Below are 18,529 nucleotides of genomic sequence, written 5' to 3'. Positions count from 1 at the left end.
GCGATCAGCCAGGCTCGGCCGGGCTGGGGGCATCCCCACCAGCCCGGGACCAGGCGATCGGCCAGGCTCGGCCGGGCTCGGCGAGTCCGGCGGGGCGGGGGTCAGCCGCGCCGGCCCAGGTCCAGGTGGTCGGTCAGGCCGGCGGTGGTGAAGGCGGCGAGCAGGGCGTCGCGGCCCTCGGTGAAGTGGGCCCAGCCCTCGTAGTGGACGGGTACCACGCGGCGGGCGTGCAGGATCTCGGCAGCCGTGACGGCCTCCGCGCTGCTGAGGACGATCTGCTCGCCGCCGAAGAGGATGTCGAACCGGGGCGCCCCGGCGAAGAGGATGGCGGTGTCCACCGGGCGGTAGCGCTCGGCTACCTGTCTGACCGCGTCCAGCGAGGCGTTGTCACCACTCACGTAGACCGTGGGCAGCCCCTCGCCGGTCAGGACGAACCCCGTGACCTCGCCGAGGATCGCTTCGACCTGCTCGCGCGGGCCGGGCCCGTGCACGGCGGGCACGCCGGTGACGGTCACGGTGCCGCCGCCGGAACGTTCCACCTCGATCGACTCCCACTCGCCGAGCCCTCTGGCACCGCCTCCCAGGCGCCGGGCTCCCCCGGGCGTGGTGAGCGTGAGGGGGACGTCGGCGAGCAGCGCCCGCCCGGCGGCGTCCAGGTTGTCCGGGTGCTCGTCATGGGAGAGCAGGACCACGTCGATCGGGCCGAGGTCGGCCGGTGCGGCGGCGGAGTGGGCCGTCTTGGTCAGCCGGCCTCCCGGTACGTGGTAGTCACCGGGCGCGTCGAAGGTCGGGTCGGTCAGAAAGCGCAGGCCGCCGTAGTCGAAGAGGGCGGTGGGGCCGCCGATGACGCGGACGGGGAACGGCTCGGGGGCCGGATCGGTCATGTCGAATACCTCACGGATAGAAAGCGGTTCATCCGTGATGAAGGTAGAGGAGCCTCACGGATGAGCGCAAGCCGTACCATGAGAGGTATGAGCGAGACCCCGACCGCAGAGCCCGTCCTGCCGCCCGCGCCAGGGGCGGCCGACTACGTCGCTCTCGACTTCGTCAACAGCGCGATCGCGCTGCCGGGCGGGCAGTTCATCGACCTCCTCGGCACCCCGGCGTCGACGAATCAGTGGCTCGCCGAACGCGGCCTCGCTCCGCCCGACGCCGGGGTGCAGGAGATGTGCGCCACGCAGCTGCGCTCGCTGCGCGAGCACGTCAGGGCGCTGTTCGCCGCCCGGGTCGCCGGGCTGCCCGCGTTGCCCGCGGCTCTGTCCGCCGTCAACGACGCGCTGACCAGGGCGCCGACGGCCGCCCTGCTGTACTGGGACGAGAAGACCGGCCCCTATCGTGCGGCGCCGTGCCCCGTCAACGAGGTCCTCGACCACGCGCTCGCGGCCCTCGCCGCCGACACCGCCGACCTGCTCACGGGGCCGGACGCCGAACGCCTCACCGGCTGCGGTTCCACTCCCTGCAACCGCTACCTGCTGCGCCACGGCCGCCGCCATTGGTGTTCCACCCGGTGCGGAGACCGCGCCCGCGCCGCCCGCGCCTACGCCCGCCGCACCCGCTGACGCCCCTGATGCCGGCGGCTGCGGCGATGCCGGAGCGCGGGACGGAGCGCGGGACGGTCCGCGCTACCGCCGGACGTGAGGCCGGAGCGCCCGCGCCGGAAGTCGTCCTCTGCTTCCGGCGCGGGCGGGTCTGCGGCTACGGCCCCCAGCCGCGGGGCCGGACGGTGGCGGTCAGCTGTGGGTCCAGCGCTGATTGGCGCCGCCGTGGCAGGAGTAGAGCTGCAGGCGGGTGCCGTTCGCTGTTCCCTGGCCGACGGCGTCGAGGCAGAGGTTCGACTGGACGCCGGTGATGCTGCCGTCGGAGTTGAGGCGCCACTGCTGGTTGGCGCCGCCGTGGCAGGCGTAGATCTGGATGCGGGCGCCGTTGCCGGAGCCGGCCGCGTCCAGGCACTTGTTGCCGTAGACACGCAGCTCGCTGGACGAACTCTGCGTCCACTGCTGGTTGGCGCCGGTGTTGCAGTCCCAGAGCTGGACGGCGGTGCCGTCGCTGGTCGCGTTGTTCGGCACGTCGATGCAGCGGCCCGAGCCCACTCCCCTGATCTGCCCCTCACCCTCCGGGTCCGGTGGCGGGGTCGTGCCGTCGCCGTCGAGGCCGAAGAAGCGGATGGCGTGCGCGGCCATCCCGTTGTGCGGCAGGTCGTGGCCGGCGCCGTTGATCGTGTACGCCTCGACCTGCCCGGAGCCGTAGACGCGCCGGGTCCAGCCGGACTGCGGGCTGTCGGTGGAGGTCGGGGTCTGGCTCAGCCCGTGCACGTTGGTCCACTGGTCGATCTCCTCCTGCAGCATCGAGTACGGCAGGACGGAGTCGTTGGTGCCGTGCCAGGCCGTCACGCGCGGCCGGGCTCCGGTGTAGCCGGGGTAGGCGTTCCTGACCAGGTCACCCCACTGCTGCGGCGACTTGTCCCCGCAGCCGGCCGGGCCGAGGCACGCGTACGGCACGCCCGCGAACGGAGCGCCGGCCTTGAACACGTCGGGGTACGTGGCGAGCAGGTTGAGCGTCTCCATCGCGCCGGAGGAGAAGCCGGTGGCGAACACCCGCTCCGGGTCTCCCGAGTGGCGCTGGAGCACGTAGTTGACCATGGAAACGATCGAGACGGGGTCGCTGCCGCCGCCGTGCCGCAGCGCCTCGTTCGACCACACGTCGAAGCAGTTCGACATGCCGTTGGCGCTCTTGTTGGCCTGCGGGTAGATGACGATGAAGCCGTGGCGGTCGGCCAGGGAGGCGAACTCCGTCCCCTGGTGGAAGCCCTGGGCCCAGCCGTTGCACCCGTGCATCGCCACCAGCACGCCCGGCCTGGCGGCGGGACGGTCGGGGACATAGAGGTACATACGCAGGCCGCCCGGGTTGTTGCCGAAGTTCGTCACCTCGGTCAGCGCCGCCGCCGACGCTTGCGGGGCGGTCAGGGACAACGACAGCCCGGTCGCGATCGCCGCGATGAGCGCCACCAGGCCGGCACCGATGCCGGCGTACCTTCGCGTTCTCATGCTGCACGTCCTTTCTGGGGGCCGGACGCTTGCTGTTAGCGCTAACAAGGGGTGTCCCCGAGTGTCCTCGGGCCTGTTCGGTGGTGGCGCACGGAGCAAATCCGAGCAGAAACGTTGTGTCAAGAGTCCCCGTGCGGCCATGGGCCGCGCCGCAGGCGCTCACCAGCCACGATCGGGATCCGCGCCGTGAAACTTTCATTCCCATCGGCGGGCCGCCGAAAGTTTCAAATACGCTGATCAGGTGTTCCGGGACGATGTCACGGACACCGCGAAGACGCCCTGACCGAAACTTTCACTAAATCCTTGACAACTTTCGGAGCGATTCCCAGACTGAGACCGCACGACGATCTCCCCTGTCAGGAACGGTGGTGTGCGGCAGGGGGCGCCGTCACGACCGCCGTGGTGCGCACCGCGGCGTCGCTGCCGCGGGTGTCCCCCGCTGGCTTCCTTCCCCCCGACACGTACATGGAGGCTCAGGCATGGGCGAGAACGCCATGTCCCCACCCACCTTCCCGCCCGCGCCCGGCAGGCGCAAGCGGGCGCTGATCGCCGGCGTGGTGAGCGCCATCGCCGGGATCGGCGTGATCGCGGCCATGACGGCGCCCTTACCCGCGCAGGCGGCCGAGAGCACGCTCGGCGCGGCGGCCGCGCAGACCGGCCGCTACTTCGGCACCGCCATAGCCCAGGGCAAGCTCGGCGACGGCCAGTACACCTCGATCGCCTCGCGCGAGTTCGACATGATCACCGCCGAGAACGAGATGAAGATCGACGCCACCGAGCCCAACCAGGGGCAGTTCAACTTCAGCGGCGGCGACCGGATCTACAACTGGGCCGTGCAGAACGGCAAGCGGGTCCGCGGCCACACCCTGGCCTGGCACAACCAGCAGCCGAACTGGATGCGGTCGATGGAGGGCGGCTCGCTGCGCCAGGCCATGATCAATCACATCAACGGCGTCATGAACCACTACAGGGGCAAGATCTACGCCTGGGACGTGGTCAACGAGGCCTTCGCCGACGGCAACTCCGGCGGCCGGCGCGACTCCAACCTGCAGCGCACCGGCAACGACTGGATCGAGGTGGCCTTCCGCACCGCCCGTGCCGCCGACCCGAGCGCCAAGCTCTGCTACAACGACTACAACATCGACAACTGGAACTGGGCCAAGACGCAGGGCGTCTACAACATGGTCAGGGACTTCAAGGCGCGTGGCGTGCCGATCGACTGCGTCGGCCTGCAGTCCCACTTCAACAGCAACAGCCCGTACAACAGCAACTACCGCACGACCATCTCGAGCTTCGCTGCACTGGGTGTTGACGTGCAGATCACCGAGCTGGACATCCAGGGCGGCTCGGCCACCACGTACGCCAACGTCGTCAACGACTGCCTGGCCGTGTCGCGCTGCACCGGCATCACGGTCTGGGGCGTGCGCGACACCGACTCCTGGCTCGGCAGCGGCGCCCAGGCGCTGCTCTTCGACGGCAACGGCAACAAGAAGGCCGCCTATACCGCGGTCCTCAACGCGCTGAACGGCGGCGACACCGGGACGCCCGGCCCCGACCCGGAGGGTGAGGGGCAGATCAGGGGCGCCGGCTCGGGCCGCTGCGTGGACGTGCCGAACGCCTCGACCAGCGACGGCACCGCGGTCCAGCTCTGGGACTGCAACACCGGCACCAACCAGCAGTGGAGCCAGACCTCGTCCGGTGAGCTGCGCGTCTACGGCAACAAGTGTCTCGACGCCGGAGGCAGCGGCAACGGCGCCCGCATCCAGATCTACTCCTGCTGGGGCGGCGACAACCAGAAGTGGCGCGTGAACTCCGACGGCAGCATCACCGGCGTCCAGTCGAACCTCTGTCTCGACGCCGTCGGCCAGGGCACCGCCAACGGCACGGGGCTGCAGCTCTACACCTGCCACGGTGGCGCGAACCAGCGGTGGACCTACAACTCCGGGTCCTGACCGCGGCTTGAGCTCTCGTCCCGGTCCCGGACGGGCGGGTACCGGGACGAGACAGCCGCGCTCGTAACGTAACTCGATCAGCGCATGAAATTTTCATGACCTCGCTCCGCGCACAGCGGTCCTTCTGACGGCGTGAAACGCCAGGCAGGAGCGCCGCGCCCCGCCCGGCGGCGGGGCGTCCTTCGTTGACGTTCGTTGACGGCGGGCCGGACCGTCGGATGTACTCCCCGACAACGCACCCTGAGAAGGAGTGACATCTCATCATGCGGAGCGAAATGTTAGCGCTAACAGCCCGGTTGCGTACGTGCTGGAGGTCCCCGTGAGGCGTGCGCTCGCGATCCTCTCGGCCCTCACGCTCATCGGCGTGCTGCTGACGCCGACGACTGCTCAAGCGGCGACGGTCGACACCAACGCCTGGTACGTCCTGGTCAACCGCAACAGCGGCAAGGCGCTGGACGTCTACAACCTGGCCACCAACGACGGCGCCCGCATCACCCAGTGGAGCCGTAACAACCAGAACCAGCAGCAATGGCAGTTCGTCGACTCGGGCAGCGGCTACTACCGGATCAAGTCCCGCCATTCCGGCAAGGTCCTCGACGTGTCCGGCTTCTCCACCGCCAACGGCGCGTCCGTCGTCCAGTGGAGCGACCACAACGGCACCAACCAGCAGTGGCGGCTGGCCGACAGCTCCGACGGCCACGTCCGCTTCATCAACCGCAACAGCAACAAGGCCCTCGAAGTGCAGAACGCGTCGACCGCGGACAACGCGAACATCGTGCAGTACGACGACTGGGGCGGCGCCAACCAGCAATGGCAGCTCGTCAAGGTCGACGGCACCGACCCCGGCAACCCCGGTGACACCTACGGCAACCCCGTCGTCTGGCAGGACTTCGCCGACGGCGACATCATCCGGGTCGGCGACGCCTACTACTACTCGGCCTCGACCATGCACTACTCCCCCGGCGCGCCGATCCTGCGCTCGTACAACCTGGTCGACTGGGAGTACGCCGGGCACTCGGTGCCGCGGCTCGACTTCGGCTCCGGCGCGTACGACCTGAGCGGCGGACGGGCGTACGTGAAGGGCATCTGGGCCTCGACGCTCAACTACCGGCCGAGCAACTCCACCTACTACTGGATGGGTTGCATCGAGTTCAACCGCACGTACGTCTACACCGCCTCCGCCGTGGACGGCACCTGGACCAAGCGCTCGCAGATCAACAACTGCTACTACGACGCGGGCCTGCTCATCGACACCGACGACACCATGTACGTCGCCTACGGCAACGGCACCATCAGCGTCGCCCAGCTCTCCGCCGACGGGCTGAGCCAGGTGCGGGCGCAGCAGGTGTTCCAGACGCCGAGCAGCGTCGGCACCCTCGAGGGCGCCCGCTTCTACAAGCGCAACGGCTACTACTACATCTGGCTGACCAGGCCCGCCAACGGCCAGTACGTGCTCCGTTCCACCTCCCCGTGGGGCCCGTACGAGATGCGCCAGGTCCTGCTCGACCTGCCCGGTCCCATCTCCGGCGGCGGCGTGCCGCACCAGGGCGGGCTCGTCCAGACGCAGAACGGCGACTGGTACTACATGTCCTTCGTCGACGCCTACCCCGGCGGCCGGGTCCCGGCGCTCGCGCCGATCACGTGGAGCGGCGACTGGCCGGTGCTGCAGACCGTCAACGGACGCTGGGGCGTGACGTACCCGAAGCCGAACATCCAGACGTCCAAGACCGTGGCGTCCATGATCGGCCCCGACACGTTCTCGTCGGGCAGCCTCGGCCACCGCTGGGAGTGGAACCACAACCCCGACACCAGCCGCTACTCCACCGGCAACGGCCTGCGGCTGCAGACCGCGACCGTCACGAACGACCTCTACAACGCCCGCAACACGCTGACCCACCGCATCCAGGGGCCGCAGTCCACGGCGACGATCGAGCTCGACTACGCGCAGATGGCCGACGGCGACCGCGCCGGCCTGGCGATGCTGCGCGACCAGTCGGCGTGGATCGGCGTCCGGCGCGACAACGGGGTCACCCGGGTCGCGATGACGGACGGGCTGACCATGAACAGTTCGTGGCAGACGACCGGCACCGGTACGGAGGCGGCGAGCGCTCCCGTCTCGGGCGGCCGGATCTGGTTGCGGGTCACCGCCGACGTCCGGCCGGGGTCGGGCCGGCAGGCGCGCTTCTCGTACAGCACGGACGGCAGCACGTACGTGAGCCTCGGCCGGGCGTTCACGCTGAACAACGCCTGGCAGTTCTTCATGGGCTACCGCTTCGGAATCTTCAACTACGCCACCAGGTCGCTCGGCGGCGCGGTGACCGTGCGCCGCTTCGACCTCACCGCACCCTGATCGAACCCCCCTCTCGAGAAAGGCATGCTTCGTGAATCGCAGACTCCTGGCCGTCCTCGCGGCGCTGGGCTCGTTATTGGCGGGCCTGCTCGTCGCCCTACCGGCCCGCGCGGCCACCGTGGACACCAACGCCTGGTACATCCTGGTCAACCGCAACAGCGGCAAGGCGCTGGACGTCTACAACCTGGCCACCAACGACGGCGCCCGCATCACCCAGTGGAGCCGTAACAACCAGAACCAGCAGCAGTGGCAGTTCGTCGACTCCGGCGGCGGCTACTACCGCATCAAGTCCCGCCATTCCGGCAAGGTGCTCGACGTCTACAACTTCTCCACCGCCAACGGCGCGTCCGTCGTCCAGTGGAGCGACCACAACGGCACCAACCAGCAGTGGCGGCTGGCCGACAGCTCCGACGGCCACGTCCGCTTCATCAACCGCAACAGCAACAAGGCCCTCGAAGTGCAGGGCGCTTCCACCGCCGACGGCGGCAACATCGTGCAGTACGACGACTGGGGCGGCGCCAACCAGCAGTGGCAGCTCGTCAAGGTGGACGGCGGCACCGACCCCGGCAACCCCGGACAGTGCGACCTGCCGTCGAGCTACCGCTGGACCTCGACGGGGCCGCTGGCGCAGCCGCGGTCGGGCTGGGTGTCGCTCAAGGACTTCACCGTCGCCCCCTACAACGGCCGGCACCTGGTCTACGCGACCACGCACGACACCGGCACGCGCTGGGGGTCGATGAACTTCAGCCCGTTCACCAACTGGTCGGAGATGGGCTCGGCCAGCCAGAACGCCATGAACTCCGGCACCGTCGCGCCCACCCTGTTCTACTTCGCGCCGCGCAACATCTGGGTGCTGGCCTACCAGTGGGGCAGCTCGGCCTTCTCGTACCGGACCTCCACCGACCCCACCAACCCGAACGGCTGGTCGGGCGAGCAGCCGCTGTTCACCGGCAGCATCTCCGGCTCCGGCACCGGCCCGATCGACCAGACGCTCATCGGTGACGGCTCGAACATGTACCTGTTCTTCGCCGGGGACAACGGCCGGATCTACCGGGCGAGCATGCCCATCGGGAACTTCCCCGGCAACTTCGGCTCGTCCTCGACGATCATCATGAGCGACTCGACGAACAACCTGTTCGAGGGCGTGCAGGTCTACAAGCTGCAGGGCCAGAACAAGTACCTGATGCTGGTCGAGGCGATCGGCTCGCAGGGACGCTACTTCCGTTCGTTCACGGCGACCAGCCTGAACGGCACGTGGACGCCGCAGGCGGCGAGCGAGGGCAACCCGTTCGCCGGCAAGGCCAACAGCGGCGCGACGTGGACCAACGACATCAGCCACGGCGAGCTGGTCAGGGCGAGCGCGGACCAGACGTTCACCGTGGACCCCTGCAACCTGCAGCTCCTCTACCAGGGCCGCAGCCCGAACAGCGGCGGCGACTACGGCCTCCTCCCCTACCGCCCCGGCCTGCTCACCTTGCAGCGCTGAGGCCGTGAATCCAGGCCGGGGCCGCCCAGCGGCCCCGGCCTCCCGCTGTCATCGATGCCGCCGAAAACTAAGGTCCGAAGTCCCGAAAACTGCTGGCTAGACTTTCGGCATGAGCATGGTCGCAGGGCCACCCGACGACGGCGCCACGCAGCCACGGCCGCTGACCATCGCGCAGCTCGCCGAGCTGGCCCAAGTCTCCACGGCCACCGTCTCGAAGGTCGTCAACGGCCGTACGGAGGTCAGGCCGGAGACCCGCGCGCTCATCGAGCGGCTCATCCACGAGCACGGCTACCGGCCGCAACGGCGCCGCGCCCCCTTCGCGCCCCTGGTGGAGCTGGCCTTCGACACGCTCGACGGCGAGGCGCCCGCCGAGGTCGCGGCAGGCGTCGAACGGGTGACGCGCGAGCACGGCATGGCCGTGACGCTGTCGCGGCTGCGCTACGGCGACGACCGGGGCAGAGACTGGATCGAGGGGGTGCTCAGCCGCCGTCCCACGGGCGTGATCTCGGTGTTCTGCAGCCTCACCGGCACCGAACGCGAGCAGCTCGCCACCCGCGGCATCCCGCTCGTCCTGCTCGATCCGCGAGACGAGCAGCCGGCCGAGGTCGCCTCGGTGGGCGCGAGCGACTGGAGCGGCGGCCTCACGGCCACCCGCCACCTGCTCTCACTCGGTCACCGCCGCATCGCCGCCGTCGCGGGCCCCGCCGACGCCCTGGCCGCCCGTGCCCGCCTCGACGGCTACCGCACCGCGCTCGACATGGCCGGCCTGCCCGTCGACCCCGGGCTGATCGCCGGCCCAGGAGACGCCCCTGAGCGCCTCCTGCGGCTGCCGTCCCCACCGACGGCCATCCTCACCTGCGACGACGGCCAGGCCGCCGGGGTCTACCGCATCGTGCACCGGCTCGGCCTGCGCATCCCCGACGACGTCAGCGTGATCGGCTTCGACGCCCCGCTGGCCGGCCGGTGGATGGACCCGCCCCTCACCACGATCCGCCGCCCGCTCCCCGAGATGGCCGCGACCGCCGCCGACCTGGTCCTCGCCCTGGCCCGCGGCGATCGCCCGGTCCGGCACCGCGTCGAGCTGGGCACCGACCTCATCCTCCGAGGAAGCACCACACCTGCCGAACGTTACTGTCGAATCACCGAAAACAATCTTGACGCTCGTCGGCGGGGAGGCTTAGCCTGACGCCGCATGCTGCCGTACGCCGGAAGAGGGACAGATTGCGGCCACCCGCCGAGCGCCACCTCCCGATCATGGCCGACGTGGCCAAGCTGGCGGGCGTCTCCCAGCAGACCGTCTCCCGCGTGCTGAACAAGCACCCGAGAGTGCGCGAGGCGACGCGGGCGCGCGTCCTGCACGCCATCGGCATCCTCGGCTACCGCCGAAACCTGGCCGCGCGAGCGCTGGTCACCAGACGCTCCCACCGGCTCGGCGTCATCGGCTTCAACACCACCCTGTACGGCCCCGCCAGAACCGTCCACGGCATCGAACAAGCGGCCAGAGAAGCCGGCTACTTCGTCAGCGTCCTGAGCCTGCGCACCATCAACGCCCCCACCGCCATCAGCAGCCTGGTGGAGCAGGGCGTGGACGAGGCCATCGGTCACCTGGTCGAGCAGGGCGTCGACGGTGTCGTGGTGGTCGCGCCGCAGCACGCCGCCGCGCGAGCCCTGGCCGGTCTGCCTGCCGGCCTGCCCGCCGTGGCGATCGAGTACCCGCACCACGGCCACGTGCCCGTGGTCCGCGTGGACCAGGCCGAAGGCGCGCGGCAGGCGACCGCTCTCCTCCTCGCGCTGGGCCACGAGACCGTCTGGCACGTCAGCGGCCCGGACGGCTGGCTGGAGTCCGAGGGACGACGCGAGGGATGGCGAGCCGCCCTGTCGGCGGCGGGACGCGAGATCCCCGAGCCGCTGACGGGCGACTGGACGCCCAGATCCGGATACGTGGCCGGCGGAGAGCTGGCCCGCGTCCCCGACCTGAGCGCGGTGTTCGTGGCGAACGACCAGATGGCGCTCGGCCTGCTGCGGGCGTTCAGCGAGGCGGGGATCAGGGTGCCCGAGCAGGTGTCCGTGGTGGGGTTCGACGACGTCCCCGAGTCCGCGTACTTCACCCCCGCCCTCACCACCGTCCGGCAGGACTTCGGTCAGGTCGGCAGGCTGAGCATCGAGCTGCTGCTCGGGCGGATGGACGCGGCTCGGCCGGCCGCTCACGAGGTGCTGGTCGTCCCGCCCCAGCTCATAGCCCGCGACAGCACCGCCAGGGCGCGGAACGTACGCTGAAGGCCTGATCTTGGCGGGCCGGGACCGCCCTGGTTCGGGCTTCGCCTGGCTAGACTGCGGCCATGACCACGGAGTCGTCTCCACTCACCATCGCCCAGCTCGCCGAGCTGGCCGGCGTCTCCACCGCGACGGTCTCCAAGGTCGTCAACGGCCGTTCAGAGGTGTCCTCCGAGACCCGCGCCGCCGTCGAAGAGCTCATCCGCCGCCACGGCTACCGCCGCCAGCGCCGCCGCTCCACCCCCACGGCCCTGGTCGAGCTGGTCTTCCACGCCCTCGAGGGCGACTACCCCGTCGAGATCACCAAGGGCGTGGCGCAGGTCGCCCGCAAGCACGAGCTGACGGTGGCGGTCTCCGACGTCCACCGTGACAGCGCCGAGGGCGACGCCTGGCTGGAGGGCGTGCTGCGGCGGCGGCCGAGCGGCGTGATCGCGGTGTTCTCCGGCCTCACCCTGGCCCAGCACGACCTGCTGGCCCGCCGCGAGATCCCGCTCGTCCTGCTCGACCCCGCCGACACCCCCGGCGGCGACGTCCCGTCCGTCGGCGCGGGCAACTGGCACGGCGGCCTGACCGCCACCCGCCACCTCCTCGACCTCGGCCACCGCCGCATCGCCATCATCACCGGGCCCGACTCCGCCCTGTCCAGCCGCGCCCGCCTCGACGGCTACCGCACCGCCCTCGACATGGCCGGCCTGCCCGTCGACCCCGAGCTGATCGGCCGCGGCGACTTCCTCATCCAGGGCGGCCTGACCGAGGCCCTGCGCATGCTGCGCCTGCCCGACCGCCCCACGGCCGTCTTCGCCACCAACGACGGCCAGGCCATCGGCGTCTACCACGCCGCCCACCAGCTCGGCCTGCGCATCCCCGACGACCTGAGCGTCATCGGCTTCGACGACCTGCCCTCCGTCCGCTGGGCCATCCCGCCGTTGACCACGATCCGCCAGCCGCTGGCCGACATGGCCGCCGCCGCGACGTCCATGCTCCTGACCCTGGCCCAAGGCGAACAACTGGCGCAAACCCGCGTCGAACTGGCCACCGAACTCATCATCCGCGCCAGCACCGCCCCACCCGCCTGACCCGGCCCCGCGGAATGCGCCGGCGACGAGGCGGCTCCAGAGCGCATGCACATTTCCCGCACTGCCGGTGAGACCGCTCATGAGAAAGTGGAAAAGTGACCACGCCACCCACCAGTGATGAGGACGCCGAGGACCTTCAAGCGGTTCACGACCTATTGGGCGCTCAGGATGCCGGGAAAGACGCGCGGACTCTCCTGGGCGAGCAGTACGCCGCCATAAAGCACAAGGACCCCGATCCTCACCTGGACATCGACTATGTTCTGATCTCCATGGCGCTGCAGTGGGGCGCTGAGGCGGCCATCGCAGGGGTGATGGGAAACGCCATCTACGATGGCGCCAAGAGCGCCGTGCGCGCATTCGTGCGCAGGCGTCGCGGGGACCGCGACACGGGCCTCGATGCGGACGAAGCCAGAGCGTTCGCACTTTATGTACTGGCTTATCTGGTCGTATCCAAGAAGGCGGACTCGTCCATGTGGCGCGACTCGCCGCCTCAGCCGATCTCCATCGAGCGAGAGAACGGCCACTGGATCTGCCGCTTCGAAAAGCAGTCATTGACACGGCATCGGGAGAAGAAACGCCTGGCGCGGGACCGGATGCACGAAGCCATGTGGATCGAGGCGATCGAGCTCAGAGTCGCCGCGGCCCATCCGAGCATTCCCGACTCCCACTACAGAAGAAGCACAGAGTTGCGATTGGCGACGTCCGCGGAGGCGAGACTGGCCAAAGAGCGCCTTCTCGCGTCGACCTTCAGCACCCGGATAGACGAGCACGGTCTGGGGAGACGCCAGGAGACGGAGTGGAAGCAGGTGGGTGCCCCGATGCCGCCGCTTGCCGACCAGGGCGGTGGATGCGGGATCTAGTCAAGCCCCGAGCGGGCCGCCGGCGTTGATCGGGCAGCGTCCGAGATCGGCCTCGGGGCCCCGGTGGAATCTGTCGGTGGGGCGATCTATCGTCCCCGCCATGACTGCAGCGACGCAGGCGTACACGTACGCCGCGCCTTCCTCCCTTGTCGACGGTCGCCTCGGGCTGGCGACCTCCGGTGGCAGGGCCCTGTCCGGGCCCGCCCTCGCTCCGCGCTTCTTCAGTGGCGTGGTCACTCAGGCGGCTCCGGCCGCCGCGGCGCTGCTCGGCGTCGCCGATGTGGCGCTCGCCCGCTACCACCAGCCGCAGTCGCGGCCCGGCTGGGTACGCGACCCGGTCGTCACGTGCAACGGCGACCGGCTGCGCTTCGAGTCGTTCTCGGCCTGCGGCGGCGTCTACGCCCGGCTCGACCTGCTGGGCGGCGCGCTCGACGGCGAGGTGTTCGACCGGGGCACCACCAACGTCGACGTGAACGCGCCCCTGCGCGAGGCGCTGGCCCGCATCGGCGCGCGCGACCCGCTGCACCTCGGGGTGGGGCTCGACGAGCTGGTGGTGACCACGGGCGACGGCGCGGTGGTGGAGAAGAAGGTGCCGCTGCCCGAGCGCTGGCTGCGCGGCTTCGCCGAGGTGCAGGTGATCGCCTCGGGCATGGACCAGCGGGGCGAGCTGGCGGGCATGGCGGCGGTGCGGTTCCTGCGCGGGCTGCCCAAGCGCGGCACGCTGTGGGTGACGCAGGCGGGGCGCGAGCTGAAGGCGTCGGAGCGGCAGACGCCGGGGTCCGTACGCCTGGCCGGCCCCAACCGGCTCGCCACCCTGCTGCCGCTGCTGCGCTTCGCCAAGACCCTGCGCGTCTACGGCGCCGCCGACGCCGCGTCCAGCGCCTGGGAGCTGGAGCTGCCCGGCATGCGCTACACGCTGACCCTCTCCCCCGAGGGCTGGCGCGGCTTCTCCGGCGAGGGCGCGGTGCTCCACGACCTCGCCACCGACGAGGCCGAGAACGACGCCGACGTGGTGGGCATGCTGCTCAACTTCGAGCCCGAGGTCGAGATCGGCCTGCTGGCCGACCGGGCGGGCATCCCGGCCGACCGCGTACGCGCCGCGCTGACGCAGCTCGGCGTCGCCGGCCGGGTCGGCTACGACCTGGCGGAGGCCGCGCACTTCCACCGCGAGCTGCCGTACGACAAGGACAACGTGCTGCTGCTCAACCCGCGCCTGGCCAAGGCGCGCAGGCTGGCCGAGGCGGGCGCGGTGCGGCTGGAGGGCGAGCTGGCGACCGTGCGCACCTCGGGCGGCGAGCGGCGGGTGTCGCTGACGGACGGGTCGTGTACGTGCGAGTGGTGGTGGGACCATCGCGGCTCCCGTGGGCCGTGCAAGCACGTGCTGGCCGCCAGGATCGTCGCCCGCGCCGCCGTGGAGGTCTCCCGATGAGTCTCTGGACGGAGATCCGTACGCTGATCAGCGAGAAGCGGACCGCCCGGCTGGCGGACCGCCTGGTCGCGCTCACCGACGAGGAGCGCGCGGAGCTGGCGGGCCGGTTGCCCGGCCTGGTCAAGGAGCTGCGCGAGGCGTTGACGGAGAAGCTGCGCGCCGAACACCACGAGAGCCACGTGGACATGATCTCCTGGCAGGTCGCCGACGGGATCAGGATGGTGGCCGGTGGGCTGCTGCTGGCCGGGGTGGGGGTCATCGGCGGGCCCGCGGCGACGGTGTCGTGGGTGACCAGCCGCGACGTCAACCGCCGCTGGGCCCGCGACATCGACGTCGCCCAGGTGTGCCGGGTGGCCGCCCCGCGTTCGCCGGAGTGGCGTCGCGACGTCGCGGCCCGGCTGGCCCTGCGGGTGCGCCGTCCGGCCGATCGCATCGCGCCGCTGGCCGTGGCGCTGCTGCGCGCGTCCGGCGTCACGCCGCCCGACCACGACCCGCTGGTGGCCGCCTGGCTGGCCGCGCCGAGCGTGCCCAATGATCCCCTGCTGCCGGTGCTGCTGCCCCGGATCTTCACCGCCGACGGCGCGGGCCGCGTCCTGCGTGAGGAACGCCTGGATCCCCGCCCGACCCACTGGCTGGCCACCGCCGCGCGCGGGCTGCCGCGGCAGGAGGCGCTCGACGGGTGCGTGAGCCGCTTCCTGCGCGGCGGCGACGTCCAGGATCTGCGGTTCTTCGTCCGGCTGCACACACTGCTCGAACCGACGCCCGCCGAGTCCGCCGCCCGCCTGCGCGACTACCTGCGGCTGCTGCCGTCGGCGCCCGGCACGGTCGCCGAGCTGGCGGCCGGGCAGGTGCGCGCGGCGCCGCCGCTCGGCCACGCCGACCTGGTCGAGGCGGTGGAGGCGCTCACGTTCAGGGCGGAGGCCAAGCTCGCGGTCATGGGCCTGCGCTGGCTCGACGAGGGGCTGCGGGCCACACCCGACGCAGCCGGTGACTTCGTTCCGGCGCTGACGACCGCGTACGCGCACACGTCCTTCGAGGTGCGCAACCGCGCGGTGGAGCTGACGCTCAAGCATGCCGGGCTGTTAGCCGATCACGCCGAGGCCGTCGGCGACGGCTTCGAGCACCTGCCCGCCGACCAGCGGGCGCGGCTGGTCGCGCGGTTCGGCGGGGAGGTCCCGGTCGAGGAGCAGGAGCGCAAGGTGTTCCCGCCGCTGCCCGCGCCGCGTCAGGCGGAGCCGTTCCCCGCGCCGTCGATCCATCCGGACGCCGGCGAGTTCTGGGTGCGCAGGGAGTGTTGGCTCGCGGCCTTCGTCGCCGGGGTCGCCGACGACCGGGCCCGCCTCAGCGGCGAGCTCAAGCCGGAGGTCGAGCGCCGGCACTGGCATCCCAGGAAGGTGCTCGACGAGCCCGACCGCTGGCAGCTGGCGCTGGCGCGCGAGCTGGTGAGTCCCGGCAGCCTGCCGGAGGTGCCGCCGGTCCAGCCGCGGAAGGCCTGGGACAACTCCAGCCATTCCGTACGGGTACGCGCCATCCCGCGCGGCGAGGAGCCCCCGCCGGAGCCGCGTCGCCGGGCCAGAGGGTTCGCGGTGTTCGGCGGTTACCGTCCTGGCCGCTACCTTGACGACGACAGCCCGCTGCGCGTCATCGACATCACCTGGACCAGTGACGAGGGTCCGGGCGCCGCGGTGGCCCGCGAGCACGGCAAGGAGGTCGCCTTCAGCGGCGGCCGGGTCCACCTCGACTCCCCCGCTGGCCACCGGCAGCCGGAAGAGGAGGCTAGGTGGGACGTCCTCACCGGCCCGGCCCCCGCGGACGACGACGTGTTCTCCGGGCCGCCTGATCACCGCCACGCCTTACGGTCGCGGCCCGGCGTCCGCTACGACGCCTCCGATGAGGCCATGCCGTCCCACATCCTCGAAGACGTCTACGAGCGCATGGCCGAGCTGGGCGTCGCCCCTGACAGAATCGCGGCGATGCGCGCCGGGCAGCCGGTGCCCGTGCCGGCCCCGGACGAGCCGCTGGTCGAGGTGACCGTCTCCTACATGCCGGCCCGGCTGCGGTCGTTCATGCCGGAGGAGCTGCCCGAGCCGGAGGAGTGGCGTCGGGTCAACCGGCTGCCGCGTGGCGGCTCGGTCGCCCCGCTGCACGACTTCCTGCTGCACCGCTACGCCGAGCTTGCCGCGGCCCTGCGCGCCGACGCGTTGCCGCCGGTGCTGCTGGCCACGCCGACCTCGACGAGCGGTCACCTCGACCCCGGCGTGCTGGTCGATCGGCTGGCGGTCTGCGCCGCCGCCGGGGTGGAGCCGCTGCCCGCCGACCTGGCCCAGGCGCTGCTGCGGCTGCCGCGCGGAACGCACCCCGCGGCGGCCGCGCGGGCCGCCGAGATCGGCTCGGAGGCGGCGGGCTCGGCCGCCCGGTGGCTCGCCGAGGGCGGCATGACCGACCCCGAGTGCGGGCCGGTGTGGCAGCACATGGTCGGCGCGTCCATGGTGGACTTCGGCGACAGCGAGCCCGAGCATTTCACCGAGGTCAAGCTGCGGCCCGTGGTGCGGGTGACGGCGCCCAGCGGCCATCGGATGATCGACGAGGTGCTGCTGCGGGAGCCGGACTACTGGCGGCGGGACGACTTGCGCGGCCAGCTTCCCGCCTGGGCGGCGATGGTGCCCTCGCACCCCGAGATCGTGGCCGTCAGCGCCCTGCCCGCCCTGCTCCACGACTACTGGGGTGCGGGGCTGTTCCCCGCCGACGTCGCCGCTCTGGAGCTCTCGGACGGTCCCTTCGGCGAGGCCACGGGGGTGATCATCGCGTTCATGCTGGGCGGTGAGCTGCACGGCACGCTGCCGCTGGTCCTCTGCCTGGCCGCGCGGGGCACGCTGCCGTGCGAGGCGATCGGCCGGCAGCTCGCGCTGGTGCTGCGCCGCACCTGGCGGGAGACCAAGGCGGCCATCGCGGCGCTGACCGAGCTGGCCGAGGCCGGCGGTCACCACGAGGTGTGGCGCATCCTGCGGGGCCTGCTCCCCGAGCTGGTTCCCGGTGCGGGGACGGATCGGCGCATCACCGCCCACACCACCTGGGTCGCCTTCGCCGCCGAGGTGGCCGCGTGGACGGACGCCCGCGGTGAGATCCCGGTGATCGCCGGCCATGCCGGCACCCGCAGGAAGTCGCGCTTCGCCCACGAATGCCGCAACCTGCATGCCCTCCTCACCGCCCCCTGACCGCCTCAGGGCGCCCGCGCTCACGCGTGGCGCCCTGAGGTCAGCCCCGTCAGGAAGGGAAGGCGGCGCCCTGGGGCCGGCCCATCGAGGCGAAGGCGGCGACGGCCGGGGCCATCCCGCCAGAGCCAAGGCGGCCCCCGGCGTCAGCCCGACAGGGCGAAGGTGGCGGCGGCTTCGGCGTGGAGGCGGGCGGTGGGGAGCAGCGGGACGGTGGTGTCCTTCTCGGTGATCAGGAGCTCGATCTCCGTGCAGCCGAGGATGACGCCCTCGGCCCCGGCGGCGGCGAGCCCGTCGATGATCTCGGCGTAGGCGTCCCTGGACGCCTCGCGGATCACGCCGCGCACCAGCTCACCGAAGATCACGTCGTGCACCAGGTCCCGCTGCTCGCGCGGCGGGACGATCACCTCGAAGCCGTGGGAGACCAGCCGGTCACGGTAGAAGCGCTGCTCCATGGTGAAGCGGGTGCCGAGCAGGCCGACCTTGCGCATCCCCCGGGAGCGGACCTCGGCGCCCACGGCGTCGGCGATGTGCAGCACGGGCACGCCGGTGGCCCGCGCCACGTCGTCGCTGACCTTGCTGAAGGTGTTGCTGCAGACGAGCAGCACGCCGGCGCCGAGGTCCTCCAGCTTGCGGCCGGCGTCGGCCAGCAGGGCGCTCACCTCGTCCCAGCGGCCGGCGAAGATGAGGTCCTCGACGGTGGTGTAGTCGACGGACCAGATGAGGCTGTCGGCCGAGTGGCTGCCGCCGAGCCGCTCGCGTACCCGCTGGTTGATGATCTGGTAGTAGATGGCGGTCGATTCCCAGCTCAGCCCGCCGATGAGGCCGATCGCGCGCATGTGCGTT

13 protein-coding genes are annotated in these 18,529 nt (G+C 71.3%); 10 read left to right on the top strand and 3 right to left on the bottom strand.

Annotated elements, in window-relative coordinates; translation table 11 throughout:
* Positions 1 to 101: 101 nt before the first annotated feature.
* Positions 102 to 884 carry an MBL fold metallo-hydrolase gene (locus AB0K28_RS20685; RefSeq protein WP_364372232.1) on the bottom strand — a complete coding sequence of 261 codons (783 nt, stop codon included), beginning with the start codon at positions 882 to 884 and terminating at the stop codon, positions 102 to 104.
* An 87-nt stretch (positions 885 to 971) separates the two neighbouring features.
* On the opposite strand from AB0K28_RS20685, the gene AB0K28_RS20680 reads away from it, so the two are divergent.
* Complete coding sequence (locus AB0K28_RS20680; RefSeq protein ID WP_364372229.1) at positions 972 to 1,559, top strand: ABATE domain-containing protein; 588 nt, start codon at positions 972 to 974, stop codon at positions 1,557 to 1,559.
* A gap of 171 nt (positions 1,560 to 1,730) precedes the next feature.
* On the opposite strand, the gene AB0K28_RS20675 is transcribed toward AB0K28_RS20680, so the two are convergent.
* Positions 1,731 to 3,044, bottom strand: a complete 1,314-nt coding sequence (locus tag AB0K28_RS20675) for a PHB depolymerase family esterase (RefSeq protein WP_364372227.1) — start codon at positions 3,042 to 3,044, stop codon at positions 1,731 to 1,733.
* 479 nt (positions 3,045 to 3,523) lie between these two features.
* On the opposite strand from AB0K28_RS20675, the gene AB0K28_RS20670 reads away from it, so the two are divergent.
* The 9 genes from AB0K28_RS20670 (at position 3,524) to AB0K28_RS20630 (ending at position 17,686) form a co-directional block, all read left to right on the top strand.
* Positions 3,524 to 4,996 (top strand): endo-1,4-beta-xylanase, encoded by a 1,473-nt coding sequence (locus AB0K28_RS20670; RefSeq protein ID WP_364372224.1) that lies wholly within the window; start codon positions 3,524 to 3,526, stop codon positions 4,994 to 4,996.
* Positions 4,997 to 5,315: 319 nt separating this feature from the next.
* Entirely contained in the window at positions 5,316 to 7,346 is a 2,031-nt protein-coding gene (locus AB0K28_RS20665; RefSeq protein WP_364372221.1) for an RICIN domain-containing protein, read from the top strand.
* Positions 7,347 to 7,410: 64 nt separating this feature from the next.
* Complete coding sequence (locus tag AB0K28_RS20660) at positions 7,411 to 8,832, top strand: non-reducing end alpha-L-arabinofuranosidase family hydrolase (protein ID WP_364372550.1); 1,422 nt, start codon at positions 7,411 to 7,413, stop codon at positions 8,830 to 8,832.
* 109 nt (positions 8,833 to 8,941) lie between these two features.
* Positions 8,942 to 10,018 (top strand): LacI family DNA-binding transcriptional regulator, encoded by a 1,077-nt coding sequence (locus AB0K28_RS20655; RefSeq protein ID WP_364372218.1) that lies wholly within the window; start codon positions 8,942 to 8,944, stop codon positions 10,016 to 10,018.
* Positions 10,019 to 10,053: 35 nt separating this feature from the next.
* The gene (locus tag AB0K28_RS20650) at positions 10,054 to 11,109 is read left to right on the top strand and encodes a LacI family DNA-binding transcriptional regulator (protein ID WP_364372215.1); all 1,056 of its coding nucleotides are present in this window, start codon (positions 10,054 to 10,056) and stop codon (positions 11,107 to 11,109) included.
* Between the two features lie 62 nt (positions 11,110 to 11,171).
* Complete coding sequence (locus tag AB0K28_RS20645; RefSeq protein WP_364372212.1) at positions 11,172 to 12,182, top strand: LacI family DNA-binding transcriptional regulator; 1,011 nt, start codon at positions 11,172 to 11,174, stop codon at positions 12,180 to 12,182.
* A gap of 95 nt (positions 12,183 to 12,277) precedes the next feature.
* Positions 12,278 to 13,042: a hypothetical protein gene (locus AB0K28_RS20640; RefSeq protein ID WP_345405395.1), complete on the top strand. Its 765-nt coding sequence runs from the start codon at positions 12,278 to 12,280 to the stop codon at positions 13,040 to 13,042.
* A 100-nt stretch (positions 13,043 to 13,142) separates the two neighbouring features.
* Entirely contained in the window at positions 13,143 to 14,471 is a 1,329-nt protein-coding gene (locus AB0K28_RS20635) for an SWIM zinc finger family protein (RefSeq protein ID WP_345405392.1), read from the top strand.
* Positions 14,468 to 17,686 (top strand): hypothetical protein, encoded by a 3,219-nt coding sequence (locus AB0K28_RS20630; RefSeq protein WP_364372207.1) that lies wholly within the window; start codon positions 14,468 to 14,470, stop codon positions 17,684 to 17,686. The genes AB0K28_RS20635 and AB0K28_RS20630 overlap by 4 nt, the downstream gene beginning before the upstream one ends.
* Positions 17,687 to 17,829: 143 nt before the next feature.
* On the opposite strand, the gene AB0K28_RS20625 is transcribed toward AB0K28_RS20630, so the two are convergent.
* Positions 17,830 to 18,522: an aspartate/glutamate racemase family protein gene (locus AB0K28_RS20625; RefSeq protein ID WP_345405384.1), complete on the bottom strand. Its 693-nt coding sequence runs from the start codon at positions 18,520 to 18,522 to the stop codon at positions 17,830 to 17,832.
* Positions 18,523 to 18,529 lie beyond the last annotated feature (7 nt).

The sequence above is a fragment of the Nonomuraea sp. NPDC049504 genome (assembly GCF_040676845.1).
GTDB lineage: Bacteria > Actinomycetota > Actinomycetes > Streptosporangiales > Streptosporangiaceae > Nonomuraea > Nonomuraea salmonea.
This window is presented reverse-complemented; position numbering and strand designations above follow the sequence as displayed.